Origin of the sequence: Yersinia sp. 22-579 (genome assembly GCF_030433455.1) — a bacterium.
In the GTDB taxonomy this organism is placed as follows: Bacteria; Pseudomonadota; Gammaproteobacteria; order Enterobacterales; family Enterobacteriaceae; genus Yersinia; species Yersinia enterocolitica.
The window spans coordinates 67,130-84,702 of the sequence record NZ_JAUJTZ010000002.1 but is presented as its reverse complement, the minus strand read 5'-3'; the positions used below and the strand labels follow the sequence as shown (position 1 = coordinate 84,702).

The following is a 17,573-nucleotide window of genomic DNA, read 5'->3' as shown; positions in this document are numbered from 1 at the left end:
TTTATTCTTCCAGTTTGGGTTGCGGAGCATCATCCGGGATTTTCACATGAACCTGAATGATACGTCGGCTATCCGCCATGGCAACTTTAAATAAGTAACCTTCAATTTCAATGGTTTCACCGCGAGCAGGTAAATGACCAAACGCCTGCATCACTAAACCACCGATGGTGTCCACTTCATCGTCGCTGAAATGGGTGTTGAAGACTTCATTGAAATCTTCAATGGGTGTCAGCGCGCGAATCGTGTAGGTGTGCCGACTGAGTTGACGAACATCTCTGTCCTCTTCATCGTCATACTCATCTTCAATTTCGCCAACGATCAGCTCAAGAATATCTTCAATGGTCACCAGGCCAGAAACGCCACCAAACTCATCAATGACAATAGCCATGTGATAGCGTTGAGAGCGGAACTCTTTCAGCATCCGATCGACACGCTTACTTTCTGGCACAACAACTGCCGTCCGTAAGACTTTATCAATGCTGAATGGCTCAGAATCTGTTCGCATAAACGGCAGCAAATCCTTGGCCATCAGAATGCCTTCAATGTGATCTTTATCTTCACTGATCACCGGAAAGCGGGAGTGAGCAGATTCAATAATGACATCCAGGCACTCATCCAGCGTTTGATTACGCTTTAATGTGACCATCTGAGAGCGTGGGATCATGATGTCCCGTACGCGCTGTTCGGCGATATCCATCACCCCTTCCAGCATGTCGCGGGTATCGGGATCGATCAGATCGTTTTGCTCAGAATCACGGATAAGCTCTACCAGATCGCCACGGTTTTTGGGTTCGCCGTGGAATAACTGGTTAAGGATGAGAGTAAAGAACCCTTTCTTGGGACTGGGGCTATCATTGTTTTGTGAGTGGTCGTCGCTCATGGCGTTTTAGTTAAGTTTACCCATGTAAGATTATATTTTATCGGCAGTGGTAAACACACACTGCCGACAGCTTTACCCCAATTAACGGGGTGGTATACACCCTGTATAACGGGGTTACTCGGGGTCTTTCTCTGAAATATACGGGTCTGGGTAGCCCAAACTTTGCATTATTTCAGTCTCAATCGACTCCATTTCTTCTGCTTCATCGTCAACGATGTGGTCATACCCTAGCAGATGCAGACTGCCGTGAACAACCATATGCGCCCAATGAGCCAATAGTGCTTTCTCTTGCTCAACCGCTTCTTGTTCAACTACCTGACGACAAATGATCAAATCACCCAGTAGTGGCAGCTCAATCTCAGGTGGGGCCTCAAATGGAAAAGACAAGACATTGGTCGGTTTATCTTTACCGCGATAGGTGAGATTCAGCTCATGGCTTTCTGCTTCATCAACCACACGGATGGTGACTTCAGAGACTTCCTGAAATTGAGGTAATACTGCTTCCAACCAATGCTGAAAATCTGCTTCGGTCGGTAAACCCTGGCTGTCAGCACAGGCAATTTGTAAATCGAGAATAACCTGGCTCACGGAGCCTCCTGCTCAGACGGGGTGTGAGTTTCCCGCTTACGTTGTTCGGCGATGGCATCTTTACGTTTTTGTTCGGCAGCTTCCCAGGCTTCATAAGCAATGACCACTTGGGCGACGACGGGGTGGCGCACCACATCTTCGCTATGGAAGAAGTTAAAGCTCAGCTCTTCTACCCCGGATAGCACTTCAATGGCATGGCTTAAGCCGGACTTCTGATGGCGTGGCAAGTCAGTTTGCGTGACATCACCGGTAATTACCGCTTTAGAGTTGAAGCCCATGCGGGTCAGGAACATTTTCATCTGTTCGATGGTGGTGTTCTGGCTTTCATCTAAAATGATAAACGCATCATTCAGTGTGCGGCCGCGCATATACGCCAGCGGAGCCACTTCAATCACATTGCGCTCAATCAGTTTCTCCACTCGCTCAAAGCCCAGCATTTCAAACAGAGCATCATAGAGTGGGCGCAGATAAGGATCGACTTTTTGGCTGAGATCACCGGGTAAGAAACCCAGTTTCTCACCGGCTTCAACCGCCGGGCGAGTGAGCAAAATGCGTCGTACGTTTTGGCGCTCCAGAGCATCAACTGCTGCGGCAACGGCCAGATAGGTCTTACCCGTACCGGCTGGCCCAATCCCGAAAGTAATATCATGATCGAGAATATTAGCAATGTATTGTGCCTGATTGGGTGTGCGAGGCTTGACCATCCCGCGTTTAGTGCGAATGTTAACGGCTTTGCCGTAATCCGGCACACTCTCGGCGGTTTGTTCTAACACGCGACTTTCTTTCACCGCGAGGTGAATAGCTTCGGGATCGATATCGGGGATAACACCACGGATAGGTGCCGTATCAACATACAGATGGCGCAGGATATCTGCCGCTGCAACCACGCAGATATTCTTACCGACTAACTTGAAACGGTTATCACGACGATTAATTTCAATACCTAACCGGCGTTCTAACTGCTTGATGTTGTCATCAAAAGGACCGCATAAACTCAGCAGACGCTGATTATCGGCGGGTTCCAGCAAGATTTCTTGTGTCACTACGTGCAAACTGTTTCTCTGAGTCACTGCGTTCCTCTGGGTCACTAAGGGCCGGTTTATTTGAAGCCTGACTGCCATTCCCACTATAGGGGGATATTATTCGCTGATATAACGTCAATCATACATGTCATCTGTGAATTATTCATGGTGCACCGTGTGGACGCAAGTGTGCGGCTTATGAATCTGTGCCTTCGGCTCCTATTGAAATAGCGGCCAGCAGATGGTGCAACTTAAAAAAAACGAATTTGCATAACGTCCCGCTAAAATAAAACAGGCACTGACAATGCAGCGCCTGCTGGTGCGGACTGGTTCGCAAAATTGCAATCAGGGTTGGTACAGGCCGACACCTAACTCATTTTCTTTGCGGGTGCGGGCAATCACTGATTGCGGCGATTCATGAATACGTAGATCCATCTGGTCTTCGGTGCGCAGCAAAATGCCGCGCAGTGAACTGGCATAAACATCAACGATTTCAACATCGACGAATTTACCGATCATCTCTGGTGTACCTTCAAAGTTCACGACCCGATTATTCTCAGTGCGCCCCGCCAATTCCATCACATTCTTACGAGATGTTCCTTCCACTAGAATGCGTTGCACAGTACCCACCATTTCGCGGCTGATTTCCATCGCTTGCTGAGTAATCCGTTGTTGCAAAATATGCAGGCGCTGCTTTTTCTCCTCTTCTGAAACATCATCCGGAAGATCAGCCGCTGGCGTGCCAGGGCGTGGAGAGTAAATAAAGCTGTAACTGGTATCAAAACGGACATCTGCCACCAGTTTCATGGTTTGCTCAAAATCTTGCTGAGTTTCGCCGGGAAAACCGATAATAAAATCAGAGCTAATTTGGATATCAGGCCGAGCCTGACGCAGTTTACGAATGATAGCTTTGTATTCCAGCGCGGTATGCGCCCGCTTCATCATGGTCAAAATGCGATCAGAGCCACTTTGTACCGGTAAATGCAGGAAACTCACCAGTTCGGGGGTATCCCGATAAACGTCAATAATATCATCAGTAAACTCAATAGGATGGCTGGTGGTAAAGCGCACTCTATCGATACCATCAATGGCGGCAACTAGCCGCAATAGTTCGGCAAAACTACAGATATCACCATCATAAGTGGCACCACGATATGCATTGACATTCTGGCCAAGCAGGTTCACTTCCCGCACGCCTTGGGCTGCTAACTGTGCGATTTCAAACAAGATATCGTCACTTGGCCGGCTAACTTCCTCGCCACGGGTATAAGGTACGACACAGAATGTGCAGTATTTATTGCAACCTTCCATAATGGAGACAAATGCTGTCGGCCCTTCAGCGCGGGGTTCCGGCAGGCGGTCAAATTTTTCAATTTCTGGGAAACTGATGTCCACCACAGGGCTGTGGGTGCCTTGCACGTGATTAATCATTTCCGGCAAACGATGCAGGGTTTGTGGACCGAAAATGACATCGACACAAGGAGCACGTTGGCGCAGATGCTCACCTTCCTGAGATGCCACACAACCACCCACACCAATAATGAGCTCTGGATTTTTCTCTTTCAGCAGTTTCCAGTGCCCAAGCAGGCTGAATACTTTTTCCTGTGCTTTTTCGCGGATTGAGCAGGTATTAAGTAACAGTAAATCCGCCTCTTCGGGGATTTCTGTCAATTGGTAGCCGTGGGTGCTGGCCAGCAAATCAGCCATTTTAGATGAATCGTATTCATTCATCTGGCAGCCCCAGGTTTTGATGTGTAGTTTTTTAGTCATAGCCTATCTACCGCCAAAAAATTCATCATAAAAGTCACATCGCGTGGCGCAATGCTCTATGCAGTGTTCCGTCATCGAATAGTGGGTAGCACAAAGGCTCCGTAGTTATAGGGCTATTGTAGTCATTTGCCGTTACGATGACCACCGCATAACGGCTTACTTATCCTGTGGAGTAATGAAAAATCCGGTACACTGTCTGCTGACAAAATATAGGCGGTATTTTAACTTCTAAGAATGGCCAAAATGGATAAATCGCAACCAAATTATGATGTTGTGGTCGTGGGCGGAGGCATGGTAGGTGCCGCTGCCGCGCTTGGACTGGCACAAACTGGCTGGTCAGTGGCGTTACTGGAACATGAGGCTCCGCAGCCGTTTGAGGTTGAAAGTGTGCCGGACTTACGGGTTTCCGCGATTGGATGCACCTCGGTATCCTTGCTGAAACAGCTCGGCGCCTGGCCGCAAGTGCAACAGATGCGCTATGCACCTTATCGTCGATTGGAAACATGGGAACAGCCGGGTTCTCAAGTTGTTTTTGATGCGGCGTCGCTGTTATTGCCTGAACTGGGCTTTATGGTCGAGAACCGAGTTTTGCAACTGGCGCTATGGCAACAGATGGCAACATGCCCTAATTTGACGTTACTGTGCCCGTCACGACTGCAAACAATGGTTAGAGTAGATGACTATTGGAAAATCACGTTAGATGCACAGCGAGAGATACAGAGCCATTTAGTGGTGGGTGCGGATGGAGCTAATTCTCTGGTACGCCGTTTAGCTGGGATTGGCACCAGCGGTTGGCAATATCGCCAGTCTTGTATGTTAATTACTGTCGAGACCGATACTGCTCAGCAAGACACCACCTGGCAGCAGTTTTTCCCTTCTGGCCCAAGAGCGTTCCTGCCATTATTTGATAACTGGGCATCATTGGTTTGGTACGACAGGCCTCAGCGTATCCGTCAGCTTCAGGCGTTGCCGTTGGCACAATTGAATCAAGAGGTTGCTGCGGCGTTCCCATCCCGTTTGGGAACTGTCAACGCTATTGCCGCCGGTTCTTTCCCTTTGGTTCGCCGCCATGCGCAGCAATATGTGCAGCCGGGGTTGGTATTACTGGGCGATGCGGCGCATACCATCAATCCATTGGCGGGGCAGGGGGTTAATCTGGGATATCGGGATGTCGAGGCGTTACTGGAGGTGTTAAATCAGGCGCGTGAACAGGCTGAATCCTGGCATAGCGAGCAGGTATTGCAGCGTTATCAGCGCCGCCGCCGTACTGATAATTTGATTATGCAAAGTGGTATGGATGTGTTTTACACCGCATTCAGTAATGACTTACCTGCGGTAAAATTTGTGCGTAATTTGGCGCTGATGGCGGCTCAACGTGCGGGTAAGCTCAAGGAGCATGCATTGAAGTATGCGCTAGGGCTGTAGGTATTTTATAACTCGTCGCCAGAAATAGTTGTTTCTTGGCGACGGGGGTACGTTTCTTGTTCTTTTGTTGAAAAACAAAATTCAAATTTTATCGCAGCGAAAAAATCTTATCACAGCAAAAAAACAAAATGCAGAAAAGCAAAAAGCCCGCCGAAGCGAGCTTTTCTAAATTTGGCTGGGGTACGAGGATTCGAACCTCGGAATGCTGGAATCAGAATCCAGTGCCTTACCGCTTGGCGATACCCCAAAAGATGGTGGCTACGACGGGAATCGAACCTGTGACCCCAGCATTATGAGTGCTGTGCTCTAACCAGCTGAGCTACGTAGCCATCTTAAAATCTTTAACCTTAAGAAATTGTATGGCTGGGATACCAGGATTCGAACCTGGGAATGCCAGGATCAAAACCTGGTGCCTTACCGCTTGGCGATATCCCAACTGAAATACAATTCTTTTTACTGACTTAGCACAACTGGTGTCTAACAGTGTTTGTGTTTAACAGTCTTCTTGTTTAACAACAAACCATTTCAGAAAAATGGCTGGGATACCAGGATTCGAACCTGGGAATGCCAGGATCAAAACCTGGTGCCTTACCGCTTGGCGATATCCCATCTACTGTGACAACCGATGAAAATGGTGCGGGAGGCGAGACTTGAACTCGCACACCTTGCGGCGCTAGAACCTAAATCTAGTGCGTCTACCAATTTCGCCACTCCCGCATACATAAAAAAAGATGGTGGCTACGACGGGAATCGAACCTGTGACCCCAGCATTATGAGTGCTGTGCTCTAACCAGCTGAGCTACGTAGCCATCTTTTTTCTGCACAACCTTCATCGGCGTTGCGGGGCGCATTATGCGTATATGGCCGATTTGCGTCAACTAATTTTTTCCCAAAAAAGCGTTGAAGGGGTTCGTTTGTTTGGCTTGTGAACAGTCTGGTGATTAAAGCAGCACTTATGATGATTAATTGTTGAATTTGCCAGCAAAAAAAACAAGGCCACCCGAAGGCGGCCTTGAGAGCTGAATGGTTGATGCAGGCAGACTCCCCTGCTATCACGTTCAGTTATTTGTAAGCATCCTGATGCACACCTACAGCGCGACCAGAAGGGTCATCCATGCTTTTGAATGATTCATCCCATTCAATTGCTTTAGCAGATGAACATGCTACTGAAGGGCCGCCAGGCACACATTCCGCTGCACTTGGCAGTGGGAATAGCTCTTCAAAAATTTCTCGATACAAGTAGCCCTCTTTAGAGGACGGCGTGTTGTATGGGAAACGGAAGTGCGCAGTTTCCATCTGTTGATCAGTGACTTGCTCGGCAGCTTTCTCTTTTAATGTATCAATCCAGCTGTAACCCACACCATCGGAGAATTGTTCTTTCTGACGCCATGCGACGCTATGTGGCAGGTAGGATTCAAAACATTCACGCAGGACATGTTTTTCCATTTTGCCATTACCGCACATTTTATCCTGCGGGTTAATTCGCATCGCCACATCAAGGAAGTTTTTATCCAGGAATGGCACTCGTGCTTCAACACCCCAGGCAGACATCGCTTTGTTGGCACGAGCACAGTCATACATATGCAGGGCTAACAGTTTGCGCACGGTTTCTTCATGCAATTCTTTGGCATTTGGCGCTTTGTGGAAATAGAGGTAACCGCCAAATACTTCGTCAGAACCTTCACCTGATAGCACCATTTTGATACCCATCGCCTTGATTTTACGTGATATCAAGTACATTGGTGTTGAGGCGCGAATAGTGGTGACATCATAAGTTTCAATGTGATAAATCACATCACGGATAGCATCCAGACCTTCCTGCACGGTGAAGTGAATTTCATGATGCACGGTACCCAAATGGTTGGCGACCTCTTGCGCGGCGCGCAAATCAGGTGAACCTATTAAACCCACGGCGAAGGAGTGCAATTGTGGCCACCAGGCTTCACTGCGTTCATCATCTTCTACGCGACGAGCTGCAAATTTTTTGGTGATAGCTGAAATAACCGAGGAATCCAGACCGCCAGAGAGCAGCACGCCGTAAGGAACGTCGGACATCAAATGACTTTTAACCGCATCTTCTAACGCATTTGCCAGTTCAACTTTATCGGTGACATTGTTTTTGACATTATCGAAATCAAACCAGTCGCGATGATAATACTCGCGGATTTCGCCATCCTGACTCCACAGATAGCTTCCGGCTGGGAATTCTTTGATGGTACGGCAAACCGGAACCAAGGCTTTCATTTCTGAAGCCACAAACATATTACCGTGTTCGTCGTGGCCCATGTACAGCGGGATAATACCCAGATGGTCACGCCCAATCAGGTAAGCGTCTTTTTCCGTATCGTATAGGACGAAAGCGAACATACCTTGCAGGTCGTCAAGGAATTCAGGCCCTTTCTCCTGATACAGCGCCAGAATGACTTCACAGTCAGACCCGGTCTGGAATTTATAACGGTCGCCGTATTGCTGGCGTAATGCCTGATGATTATAAATTTCACCATTGACCGCCAGAATATGTGTGTGCGCCGCGTTAAACAGGGGCTGTGCACCAGTATTGACGTCAACAATAGATAAGCGTTCATGGGCGAGTATGGCTTTATCATTTGCCCATACACCTGACCAGTCCGGGCCGCGGTGGCGCATTAGGCGTGACATTTCCAGCGCTTTTTTGCGTAACTCAATGGGGTCAGTTTTAAGGTCGAGGACCCCGAAAATAGAACACATAGTAATCTCCCTAACTTCTCTGCTTTGGCGGTGATGATGTTGAGTTTGAGTCGTTCATCGCTGGAACTGTTTTTCGTGCACTTGCTTTTGATTGATGCAAGCTGTGCCCCATGACGATGCATTCATCCGAATAATTTGTAGAAAGTAATGCAAAAAACACGCCAATTTAGAGCGCGATAGATTTGTCGCTATAGCTGGCATGGCGGTGAACACACATAACGAAAATGCGCCAAAATGGGGAGAATTAGCAAGAAACTTTGGTGCGCTGCACTAAAAAAGGGCGCTGCGCGATAAGGGGAGTATCACAAAAAGGTGTATGGCGGCCGGAACCGCCAACGAGAAACTAGATGATGTCAATTTCTGCAACAGATGGGTAAACGTAGCTTGGGCGGAATGGCATCGCTTCAATATCTGTTAATGTCGATACGCCGGAAAGAACCAAAATAGTCTCAAGACCCGCTTGGAAACCGGCTAAAATGTCGGTACGCAGGTTATCACCCACAATGACGGTACTTTCCGAATGTGCCTGCATTTTATTGAGTGCAGCGCGGATAATCCACGGGCTAGGTTTGCCGACATAAAATGGTTTACGACCAGAGATTTTCTCGATAGGCGCGCACAACGCACCACAGGCAGGTGCAAAGCCGTGGCCGTGGCTATCGGGGTTGGTAGCAATAAAGCGCGCACCATTGGCGACGAAATAGGCTGCTTTATGCATCATGTCCCAGTTGTATGAGCGGGTTTCACCCACAATCACAAAATCAGGATTTATATCGGTAATGGTAAAGCCAGCTTTATACAATTCGTGAACTAATGCGCCTTCACCTACCACATAAGCTTTCTTACCGTCCTGGCGGCGCAGAAAATCAGCTGTTGCCATCGCCGAGGTATAAAAAGCACTTTCTGGCACTTCCAGCCCGGCAGAACTAAAACGGTTAGCCAGATCCTGAGCGGTTTGTGACGGATAGTTGGTCAAAATAACCAGCGGCATGCCGGCTTCTTGAATTCGGGCCAGAAAAACATCGGCGCCGGGGACGGGATGATTATCATGCAACAAAACACCATCGATATCGCAAATAACACTTTTAATTGTCATTGTTTGAATTACTCTTTTAGCCGCAGCAATGAGTCACTATAACATGGCCGATAATGAAACTGACCCTGCCACTATCTTATGCCCGTCATCTTTCAAAATACAGGGCTGTTGGCTGCCATCACTTACCCAACTCATTGAGTTATCTCAACTCCTTGGGTTTATTCCGTTGCCGCCTACCTGCAACTCGAAATCTATTGGGTACATAAATGATTAGTTTTCTAACAGGCGTTGCAATAATACGCCGTTTAACATAGCGCGCTTGGCCAGTGCAAAAGCCCCAATAGCTGATTGATGATCAAGCTGCGAGGTGACTACCGGTAGATTTTGGCGGAAGTTTTTTAACACTTGCGTATTAATACAACCTTGAATAGCGGGGAGCAGGATTTTGTCAGCTTCAATGATTTCACCGGCAATTACCACTTTTTGCGGATTGAACAAGTTGATGGCGATAGAAATGGCTTTACCCAGGTAGCGGCCTACATGTTCAATCACCTCAGTTGCCAGCAAATCACCTTTGTTAGCAGCTTTGCAGATGGCACTAATATGGCAATCATCCAATGTTAACTTGCTTGGATACCCCTGCGCGAGCAGGTGGCGTACGCGGTTTTCAATTGCTGCATTCGATGCGACAGTTTCCAGGCAACCAAAATTACCGCAATAGCAGCGCTCGCCCAATGGATCAATCTGGATATGACCTATTTCGCCTACGTTACCATTGCTGCCAAGAAATATTTGGCTGTTAACAATGATTCCGGCACCGGTACCGCGATGCAGACGAACCAAAATAGAGTCTTCGCAGTCTCGAGTTGCACCAAAATAGTGCTCAGCCAGCGCTAAACTACGAATATCGTGGCCGACAAAGCTGGTGACATTGAAACGATTTTGCAGATTTTCGACTAACGGCCAATTGCTAACACTGATATGTGGCATATAGCGCACGATACCTTTGCTCGGTTCAACCAGACCAGGGAGGATGACGGCGATAGCGATCAGTTCACGTAATTTGCGCTGATAAGCTTCAATAAACTGACTGATGATATTAAATAATGCATGTTCGAGAGTTTCTTGCGTGCGCTCTGGCAGGGAATAGTGCTCTTCACCCAGCGACTTGCCGCTCATATCAAACAGCGTAATAGTGGCATCATGGCGGCCCAGGCGGACCGCGATGGTATGGAACTGACGGTTTTCTGTCACGATAGAAATCGCGCGGCGGCCACCGGTGGAGGCTTGCTGATCGACTTCTTTGATCAGCCCGCGCTCCAACAGTTGACGAGTAATCTTGGTGACACTGGCGGGAGCTAGCTGGCTGAGATCGGCAATTTGAATGCGCGAAATCGGGCCTTGCTGGTCAATGAGCCGATATACCACGGCACCATTGAGTTGTTTCACAAGATCCACATTACCAATTTGTGACTGTCCGCCGGTGCTCATCAATAAAATTACTCGCTTATTTTAAAACCTCGTTACCATTAACGATGGTTTTAGTGATTTTATAATCGCGGGTAAAGGCAGTCAGGTTAGCCACTTTGCCGGCTTCAATACTCCCTAACTGCTTATCCACGCCAATCGCTCGGGCCGCATAAAGTGTGGCCATACGCAATGCTTCGTCCAGCGCGATGCCCACATGTTCAACACTATTTTGGACCGCTTCTATCATGGTCAGTGCTGAACCGCTTAATGTGCCATTTTCATCCACACATAAACCATCGCGATAGTATATTGTTTTACCAGCAAAAATAAATTGATCAATTTCAGCACCTGCTGGTGCAGTTGCATCAGTTACCAGTACTAATTTCTCACCTTTCAATCGCTTAGCGTTGCGGATGTTGGCCCAATCCACATGCAAACCATCCGCAATGACACCTGTATACACTTCTGGCGTATCAAAGATCGCCCCAATCAGGCCCGGTTCGCGTCCGGAAATGTAAGGCATTGCATTATATAGGTGCGTTGCAAAGCGGATACCGGCAGCAAAACCTTGACGAGCTTGCTGATACGTCGCATTTGAATGGCCGGAGGAAACCAAAATACCGGCTTCTGTTAGTTGACGAATATATTTGGCATCAACCATTTCAGGTGCCAAGGTCACTTTAGTGATCACATCGGCATTGGCGCACAGGTAATCAATCATTTCAGCGCTAGGTTTACGAATAAACGCTGGGTTATGAGTCCCTTTCTTCTGAGGGCTGATATAAGGCCCTTCCAGATGCAGACCCAAAGCCTGATGCTGGTTTTTTTGCAGATATGAACGCATGACATCAATGCCGTGCTTCATGTATTCATCACTGCAAGTAATGAGTGTCGGCAGGAAACTGGTGCAGCCTGACTTTTCATTCGCGCGCTGCATAATTTCCAGCGTCTTTTCGGAGATGGCATCAAGCGAATCATTGAATTGCACACCACCGCAGCCATTAAGCTGAACATCAATAAAACCGGGGGCCAGGATGGCGCCACCCAAGTCGCGTACCTCAATGCCAGCCGGAAGTTCATCGGCAGGACAGATACGTTCGATCAATCCGTTAGCCACGATAACAGCGTGATTATCCAGTACTTCATGGCTGGTATAAATACGGCCGTGAGTTAAAGCGTACATCTTAACCCCCTAATAACTGTTACAGATTCTTGATGTTTTCAGCTTCTAATTCGCTGAAATATTTTACAGTTTTAACCTTCAATTCCATAGTCGAAGGTTCATCGCACACCATGATGGCTTTCGCATGCAGTTGCAGGCAACTGATGGTCCACATGTGGTTGATGCTGCCTTCAACTGCGGCTTGCAAGGCTTGTGCTTTGCCACGGCCAGTCACCAGAATCATCACTTCTTCTGCATCCAACAGAGTGCCCACACCCACAGTAAGTGCATATTTCGGCACGAGGTTTGCATCACCACCAAAGAAACGTGAGTTTGCTTCGCGAGTTTCTTCGGTCAGCGTTTTGATGCGAGTTCGAGAAGCTAAAGAGGACGCCGGTTCATTAAAGGCAATGTGGCCGTCAACGCCTACGCCACCCATGAACAGGTGAATTTTGCCATAAGACTTAATCTTTTCTTCGTAACGGCGACATTCTTCATCGATATCAGGCGCATTACCATTAAGAAGATTGATGTTTTCAGCAGGGATATCCACATGATCAAAGAAATTGCTGTGCATGAAGGTGTAGTAGCTTTCCGGGTGCTCTTGCGGCAGCCCAACATATTCATCCATGTTGAAAGTGACCACATTTTTGAAACTCACTTCACCGGCTTTATACAGCGCAACCAAGTGCTTATACGCTTCCATCGGTGTGCCGCCAGTTGGCAGCCCCAGAACAAATGGGCGATCAGCGGTCGGTTTAAATGCATTGATGCGGTTAACGATATAACGTGCGGCCCATTTACCAACTTCTGTGGTGTTTTTCAGTGGGATAAGTCTCATCTTGCACCTCTTTGATTGCTAATAGTGGCTATACTCTACGCGGATTGAATCATTCAGCTAAGCGTAACTCAGATTTTGACTCATGCGTTGGTACAATGCTTTGTTCATTTTTCGAATGATAAAATAAGTTTTGTGTCATGGCTAGTCTATTGGTGCTTTTTGACTGGTTTTTGGTGACATTTATCACAAAATAGGGGGTTTTAATTTGCGTTACGAAATAATTTTTTTACACTCCGAGTGAGTAATACGTGCCGTGAATAAATAAAGATGTGCCATGCGTTTTTCTAAAAGGTAGTGAATCAAATAAATAAACTACTTAAAGGGTCCGATATCGGACGAATAGGGGGAAAGGTGAATATTCTTAGTTACTTGCAAAAAGTGGGTCGGGCTTTGATGGTCCCAGTGGCCACACTGCCTGCAGCCGCGATATTGATGGGTGTGGGCTACTGGATAGACCCAGTCAGCTGGGGTGGTGATAATGCGCTAGCGGCATTGTTTATCAAGTCCGGTGCCGCCATCATCGATAATATGTCCGTGCTGTTCGCCATTGGTGTGGCTTATGGTATGTCAAAAGATAAAGACGGTGCTGCTGCACTGACCGGCTTTGTCGGCTTCCTGGTGTTGACGACGCTGTGTTCGCCAGCCGCGGTTTCGATGATTCAAAAGATTCCGGTTGATCAGGTTCCAGCTGCCTTCGGCAAAATTAACAACCAGTTCGTGGGTATCCTTGTGGGTATCATCTCAGCTGAGTTGTACAACCGCTTCAGCAGCGTTGAATTGCCAAAAGCACTTTCCTTCTTCAGTGGTCGCCGTCTGGTTCCGATTCTGACGTCTTTCCTGATGATCGTGGTTGCCTTCATCCTGATGTACGTTTGGCCACTGATTTATAACGCATTGGTGACTTTCGGCGAATACATCAAAGATATGGGGTCTGTGGGTGCAGGTATTTATGCCTTCTTCAACCGCTTACTGATCCCAGTCGGCCTGCATCACGCCTTGAACTCTGTGTTCTGGTTTGACGTTGCCGGTATTAACGATATCCCTAACTTCCTGGGTGGCCAACAGTCCATCGATAGCGGTAAAGCTGTTGTCGGTATCACGGGTCGTTATCAGGCTGGTTTCTTCCCAATCATGATGTTTGGTTTACCTGGTGCTGCGCTGGCGATTTATCACTGTGCGCGTCCGGAAAACAGAGCAAAAGTGGCCGGTATCATGTTGGCGGGGGCATTTGCAGCCTTCTTCACCGGTATCACTGAACCACTTGAATTCTCCTTCATGTTCGTTGCCCCTGTGTTGTACTTTATCCATGCCGTGCTGACCGGGATTTCTGTGTTCATTGCAGCCAGTATGCATTGGATTGCAGGCTTTGGTTTCAGTGCCGGTCTGGTGGATATGGTGTTGTCTTCCCGCAACCCGCTGGCGACACACTGGTACATGTTGATCCCACAAGGTCTGGTATTCTTCGCGATTTACTACGTGGTATTCCGTTTCACCATCAAGAAATTCAACTTGCTGACTCCAGGTCGTGAACTGGCAGTTGAAGGTAGTGAAGAAGATGGTTATGACGTCAATGTTGATAAAACTCCAGAAGTTAACGAAAGCGAAATCAATGGTCTGGCGCGTCGTTACATTGGAGCCATCGGCGGCTCAGACAACCTGACAGGGATTGATGCATGTATCACCCGTCTGCGTTTGAACGTTAAAGATTCTGCCTTGGTGAATGACGGTGTTGCCAAGCGCTTAGGCGCTTCTGGTGTTATTCGCCTGAACAAACAAAGTGTGCAAGTGATTGTTGGTACCCGTGCGGAACTGATTGCTTCGGCAATGCGTAACGTGTTGGCCGGTGGCCCGGTTCCTGCGGCAAGTAGCACCACTGCTCCTGCTGCGGCCAAGCCTCAGGCTGTCATTAACACCGCGAAAGCCGCCTCTTTGGTATTGGTTTCTCCGATTACCGGTGATGTGGTTGCTTTGGAAGAGGTTCCTGATGAAGCCTTTGCCAGCAAAGCTGTCGGTGAGGGTATTGCCATCCGTCCAACGGATAAAACTGTGGTTGCTCCGGCAAACGGCACCATCGTAAAAATCTTCAACACTGACCATGCTTTCTGCCTGGAAACTGAAACCGGCGCTGAAATTGTGGTACATATCGGGATTGATACGGTGAAACTGAACGGCCAGGGCTTTGCACGTCTGGTTGAAGAAGGTGCCACTGTAGTTGCTGGTCAACCGGTGCTTGAGCTGGACTTGGCCTACCTGAACGCTAATGCGCGCTCAATGATTAGCCCAGTTGTTGTCAGTAATATTGATGACTATGCCGGTATCTCGGTGTTGGCGGGTGGTTCGGTGGTTGCCGGTCAAAGCCAGCTGTTTGAGATTCAAAGCAAATAATCGGCTTAAGCCTGACGGCGAAAAGGGACGGCTGTCCTGAATAACCGATTTAACTTTTAGCTGAACCAACGGGAAGAGAGTGATCTCTTCCCGTTTTTTTGTTTTATTTACTGTAACAAACGGTTGTTTCCGGGCCGGGCTTGTTGGATTATATGCGGTTATATTTGTTGCGTTTGCATTGAGGAATAGAACAATGAGTGAGGCAGAAGCCCGCCCAAGTAATTTTATCCGTCAGATCATTGACGAAGATTTAGCCAGCGGCAAACACACGTCGGTTCATACCCGCTTCCCGCCGGAGCCAAATGGTTACTTGCATATTGGCCATGCGAAGTCTATTTGCCTGAACTTTGGTATTGCCCAAGACTACCAGGGGCAATGCAATCTGCGTTTCGACGACACCAACCCAGTGAAAGAAGACGTGGAGTTTGTGGAGTCAATTAAACACGACGTAGAGTGGCTGGGCTTCACCTGGAGCGGTGATGTACGTTACTCCTCAGACTATTTTGACCAATTGTACCAGTACGCTGTAGAGCTGATTAACAAGGGCCTGGCGTATGTTGATGAATTAACGCCTGAGCAGATGCGCGAATATCGCGGCACACTGACTGCGCCGGGTAAAAATAGCCCGTATCGCGACCGCAGTGTGGAAGAGAACCTGGCGCTGTTTGAAAAAATGCGTGCCGGTGGCTTTGCTGAAGGCACCGCATGCTTGCGCGCAAAAATTGACATGGCGTCACCGTTCATTGTGATGCGTGATCCGGTGTTGTACCGCATTAAATTTGCCGAACATCACCAGTCTGGTAACAAGTGGTGCATCTACCCGATGTATGACTTCACCCATTGCATTTCTGATGCGATTGAAGGGATTACGCATTCACTTTGTACTTTGGAGTTCCAGGATAACCGTCGCTTGTATGATTGGGTGCTGGATAATATCTCGATTGAATGCCATCCACGTCAGTATGAGTTCTCTCGTCTGAATCTCGAATATTCCATTATGTCTAAGCGTAAGCTGAACCTATTGGTGACCGAGAAGGTCGTCGAGGGCTGGGATGACCCGCGTATGCCAACCATTTCTGGTTTACGTCGCCGTGGTTACACCGCAGCATCAATTCGTGAATTCTGCCGCCGTATCGGTGTAACCAAGCAGGATAACAACGTTGAGATGATGGCACTGGAATCCTGTATCCGTGATGATCTGAACGAAAATGCGCCACGGGCTATGGCTGTTCTGGATCCAATTAAAGTGGTTATCGAGAATCGTGCGGCAGGGGAAGAGTGGCTGACCATGCCAAATCACCCGAATAATCCGGATATGGGCACCCGTCAGGTACCTTTCGACAGTGAGATTTATATCGATCGCGCTGATTTTCGTGAAGAAGCCAATAAGCAATACAAGCGTCTGGTGCTGGGTAAAGAAGTGCGCCTGCGTAATGCTTATGTCATCAAAGCCGAGCGTGTTGAGAAAGACGCCGAAGGTAATGTCACGACACTTTATTGCAGCTATGACGCAGAAACTTTAAACAAAGATCCTGCCGACGGCCGTAAAGTGAAAGGGGTTATCCATTGGGTTTCTGTTAAGCATGCATTGCCTGCTGAAATCCGTTTATATGACCGTTTGTTTAGTGTACCAAACCCAGCGGCGGCGGAAGACTTCTTGTCTACCATCAACCCAGAGTCTTTGATTATCCGTCAGGGCTTTGTTGAGCCAAGCCTGGCTGATGCGGTGCCAGAAAAAACTTATCAGTTTGAACGTGAAGGTTATTTCTGTGCTGATAGCCACTACTCACGCCCCGATGCGTTGGTGTTTAACCGCACTGTGGGTCTGCGTGATACCTGGGCTGCTAAAGCGACTAACTAATCTAGTTGCTGGATTTACCTTAATTGGCGTGGCTTAGTCCACGCCTTTTTTATCTCTGTCGAACAGCTATTGTTAGTTTTACTAAACACGGCCCTATCCTTGCAGTTTTCTCTCCATCCCCTCCTATTCTTTGGTCAATCTCAACAGATTGCATTCTTTTCTCTGCTTTGAGTGGCTGTCTGTAAGTCTTTCTTAAATATTCGCTTTACGAATTAACTAAAGAAATAACGCTATTTATCCTGGATAAATCTTCTGTTTTATTGCTTCAGCTGAAACCATTCAAGATGTCAATATGAGACTATTTCCCTTTTAAAATATCATGTTATGCATTGTTTTTTAAGCTTTTGTGAACTCTGTAATATTTTTTCACAGTTATGTGCTCGTTGTCATACTTTGAATAATTAGC

The 17,573-nt window shown here is 47.8% G+C and carries 12 protein-coding genes and 6 tRNA genes; 3 read left to right on the top strand and 15 right to left on the bottom strand.

Annotation, left to right across the window (positions count from 1 at the left end; all coding sequences use genetic code 11):
• Nucleotide 1: 1 nt before the first annotated feature.
• From corC to miaB, 4 genes are all read right to left on the bottom strand, one after another.
• The gene (corC, locus tag QSV56_RS02670) at nucleotides 2-880 is read right to left on the bottom strand and encodes a CNNM family magnesium/cobalt transport protein CorC (protein ID WP_005158416.1); all 879 of its coding nucleotides are present in this window, start codon (nucleotides 878-880) and stop codon (nucleotides 2-4) included.
• A 114-nt stretch (nucleotides 881-994) separates the two neighbouring features.
• Nucleotides 995-1,468: an rRNA maturation RNase YbeY gene (gene ybeY, locus QSV56_RS02665; RefSeq protein WP_005158419.1), complete on the bottom strand. Its 474-nt coding sequence runs from the start codon at nucleotides 1,466-1,468 to the stop codon at nucleotides 995-997.
• Nucleotides 1,465-2,538, bottom strand: a complete 1,074-nt coding sequence (locus tag QSV56_RS02660) for a PhoH family protein (RefSeq protein WP_019081188.1) — start codon at nucleotides 2,536-2,538, stop codon at nucleotides 1,465-1,467. Before QSV56_RS02660 ends, ybeY begins: the two co-directional genes overlap by 4 nt.
• Nucleotides 2,539-2,835: 297 nt before the next feature.
• A complete protein-coding gene (gene miaB / locus QSV56_RS02655) occupies nucleotides 2,836-4,260 on the bottom strand; it encodes a tRNA (N6-isopentenyl adenosine(37)-C2)-methylthiotransferase MiaB (protein WP_019081187.1) in 1,425 nt (474 codons plus the stop codon).
• Between the two features lie 243 nt (nucleotides 4,261-4,503).
• Between miaB and ubiF the strand changes: the two genes are divergently transcribed.
• On the top strand, nucleotides 4,504-5,685 hold the full coding sequence (gene ubiF / locus QSV56_RS02650; RefSeq protein WP_050298535.1) for a 3-demethoxyubiquinol 3-hydroxylase: 1,182 nt from the start codon (nucleotides 4,504-4,506) through the stop codon (nucleotides 5,683-5,685).
• 172 nt (nucleotides 5,686-5,857) lie between these two features.
• Here ubiF and QSV56_RS02645 read toward each other — a convergent pair.
• The 11 genes from QSV56_RS02645 to nagB all read right to left on the bottom strand — a co-directional run bounded on the left by QSV56_RS02645 (nucleotide 5,858) and on the right by nagB (nucleotide 12,921).
• Nucleotides 5,858-5,932: transfer RNA gene (locus tag QSV56_RS02645), tRNA-Gln, on the bottom strand.
• 5 nt (nucleotides 5,933-5,937) lie between these two features.
• Nucleotides 5,938-6,014, bottom strand: a tRNA-Met gene (locus QSV56_RS02640).
• Nucleotides 6,015-6,045: 31 nt separating this feature from the next.
• A tRNA-Gln gene (locus tag QSV56_RS02635) sits at nucleotides 6,046-6,120 on the bottom strand.
• A 99-nt stretch (nucleotides 6,121-6,219) separates the two neighbouring features.
• Nucleotides 6,220-6,294, bottom strand: a tRNA-Gln gene (locus tag QSV56_RS02630).
• Nucleotides 6,295-6,317: 23 nt separating this feature from the next.
• A tRNA-Leu gene (locus tag QSV56_RS02625) sits at nucleotides 6,318-6,402 on the bottom strand.
• Nucleotides 6,403-6,417: 15 nt separating this feature from the next.
• Nucleotides 6,418-6,494, bottom strand: a tRNA-Met gene (locus QSV56_RS02620).
• A 253-nt stretch (nucleotides 6,495-6,747) separates the two neighbouring features.
• Entirely contained in the window at nucleotides 6,748-8,412 is a 1,665-nt protein-coding gene (gene asnB, locus QSV56_RS02615; RefSeq protein ID WP_301210594.1) for an asparagine synthase B, read from the bottom strand.
• Nucleotides 8,413-8,755: 343 nt separating this feature from the next.
• Nucleotides 8,756-9,508, bottom strand: a complete 753-nt coding sequence (locus tag QSV56_RS02610) for an HAD-IIA family hydrolase (RefSeq protein WP_005167939.1) — start codon at nucleotides 9,506-9,508, stop codon at nucleotides 8,756-8,758.
• A gap of 210 nt (nucleotides 9,509-9,718) precedes the next feature.
• Nucleotides 9,719-10,939, bottom strand: a complete 1,221-nt coding sequence (locus QSV56_RS02605) for an N-acetylglucosamine repressor (RefSeq protein WP_005167941.1) — start codon at nucleotides 10,937-10,939, stop codon at nucleotides 9,719-9,721.
• A 16-nt stretch (nucleotides 10,940-10,955) separates the two neighbouring features.
• Entirely contained in the window at nucleotides 10,956-12,101 is a 1,146-nt protein-coding gene (gene nagA / locus QSV56_RS02600; RefSeq protein ID WP_050158675.1) for an N-acetylglucosamine-6-phosphate deacetylase, read from the bottom strand.
• A gap of 19 nt (nucleotides 12,102-12,120) precedes the next feature.
• Entirely contained in the window at nucleotides 12,121-12,921 is an 801-nt protein-coding gene (gene nagB / locus QSV56_RS02595; RefSeq protein WP_005163359.1) for a glucosamine-6-phosphate deaminase, read from the bottom strand.
• A 351-nt stretch (nucleotides 12,922-13,272) separates the two neighbouring features.
• On the opposite strand from nagB, the gene nagE reads away from it, so the two are divergent.
• Both nagE and glnS read left to right on the top strand, forming a co-directional pair.
• Nucleotides 13,273-15,306: an N-acetylglucosamine-specific PTS transporter subunit IIBC gene (gene nagE / locus QSV56_RS02590; RefSeq protein WP_019081185.1), complete on the top strand. Its 2,034-nt coding sequence runs from the start codon at nucleotides 13,273-13,275 to the stop codon at nucleotides 15,304-15,306.
• A 193-nt stretch (nucleotides 15,307-15,499) separates the two neighbouring features.
• Nucleotides 15,500-17,167: a glutamine--tRNA ligase gene (gene glnS / locus QSV56_RS02585; protein ID WP_019081184.1), complete on the top strand. Its 1,668-nt coding sequence runs from the start codon at nucleotides 15,500-15,502 to the stop codon at nucleotides 17,165-17,167.
• Nucleotides 17,168-17,573 lie beyond the last annotated feature (406 nt).

What these genes read in the sequence shown, in the direction of transcription:
- miaB (WP_019081187.1), bottom strand. Translation starts at nt 4,260, where the DNA reads ATGACTAAAAAACTACACATCAAAACCTGGGGCTGCCAGATGAATGAA.
- QSV56_RS02605 (WP_005167941.1), bottom strand. Translation starts at nt 10,939, where the DNA reads ATGAGCACCGGCGGACAGTCACAAATTGGTAATGTGGATCTTGTGAAA.
- asnB (WP_301210594.1), bottom strand. Translation starts at nt 8,412, where the DNA reads ATGTGTTCTATTTTCGGGGTCCTCGACCTTAAAACTGACCCCATTGAG.
- QSV56_RS02610 (WP_005167939.1), bottom strand. Translation starts at nt 9,508, where the DNA reads ATGACAATTAAAAGTGTTATTTGCGATATCGATGGTGTTTTGTTGCAT.
- corC (WP_005158416.1), bottom strand. Translation starts at nt 880, where the DNA reads ATGAGCGACGACCACTCACAAAACAATGATAGCCCCAGTCCCAAGAAA.
- ubiF (WP_050298535.1), top strand. Translation starts at nt 4,504, where the DNA reads ATGGATAAATCGCAACCAAATTATGATGTTGTGGTCGTGGGCGGAGGC.
- nagA (WP_050158675.1), bottom strand. Translation starts at nt 12,101, where the DNA reads ATGTACGCTTTAACTCACGGCCGTATTTATACCAGCCATGAAGTACTG.
- glnS (WP_019081184.1), top strand. Translation starts at nt 15,500, where the DNA reads ATGAGTGAGGCAGAAGCCCGCCCAAGTAATTTTATCCGTCAGATCATT.
- nagB (WP_005163359.1), bottom strand. Translation starts at nt 12,921, where the DNA reads ATGAGACTTATCCCACTGAAAAACACCACAGAAGTTGGTAAATGGGCC.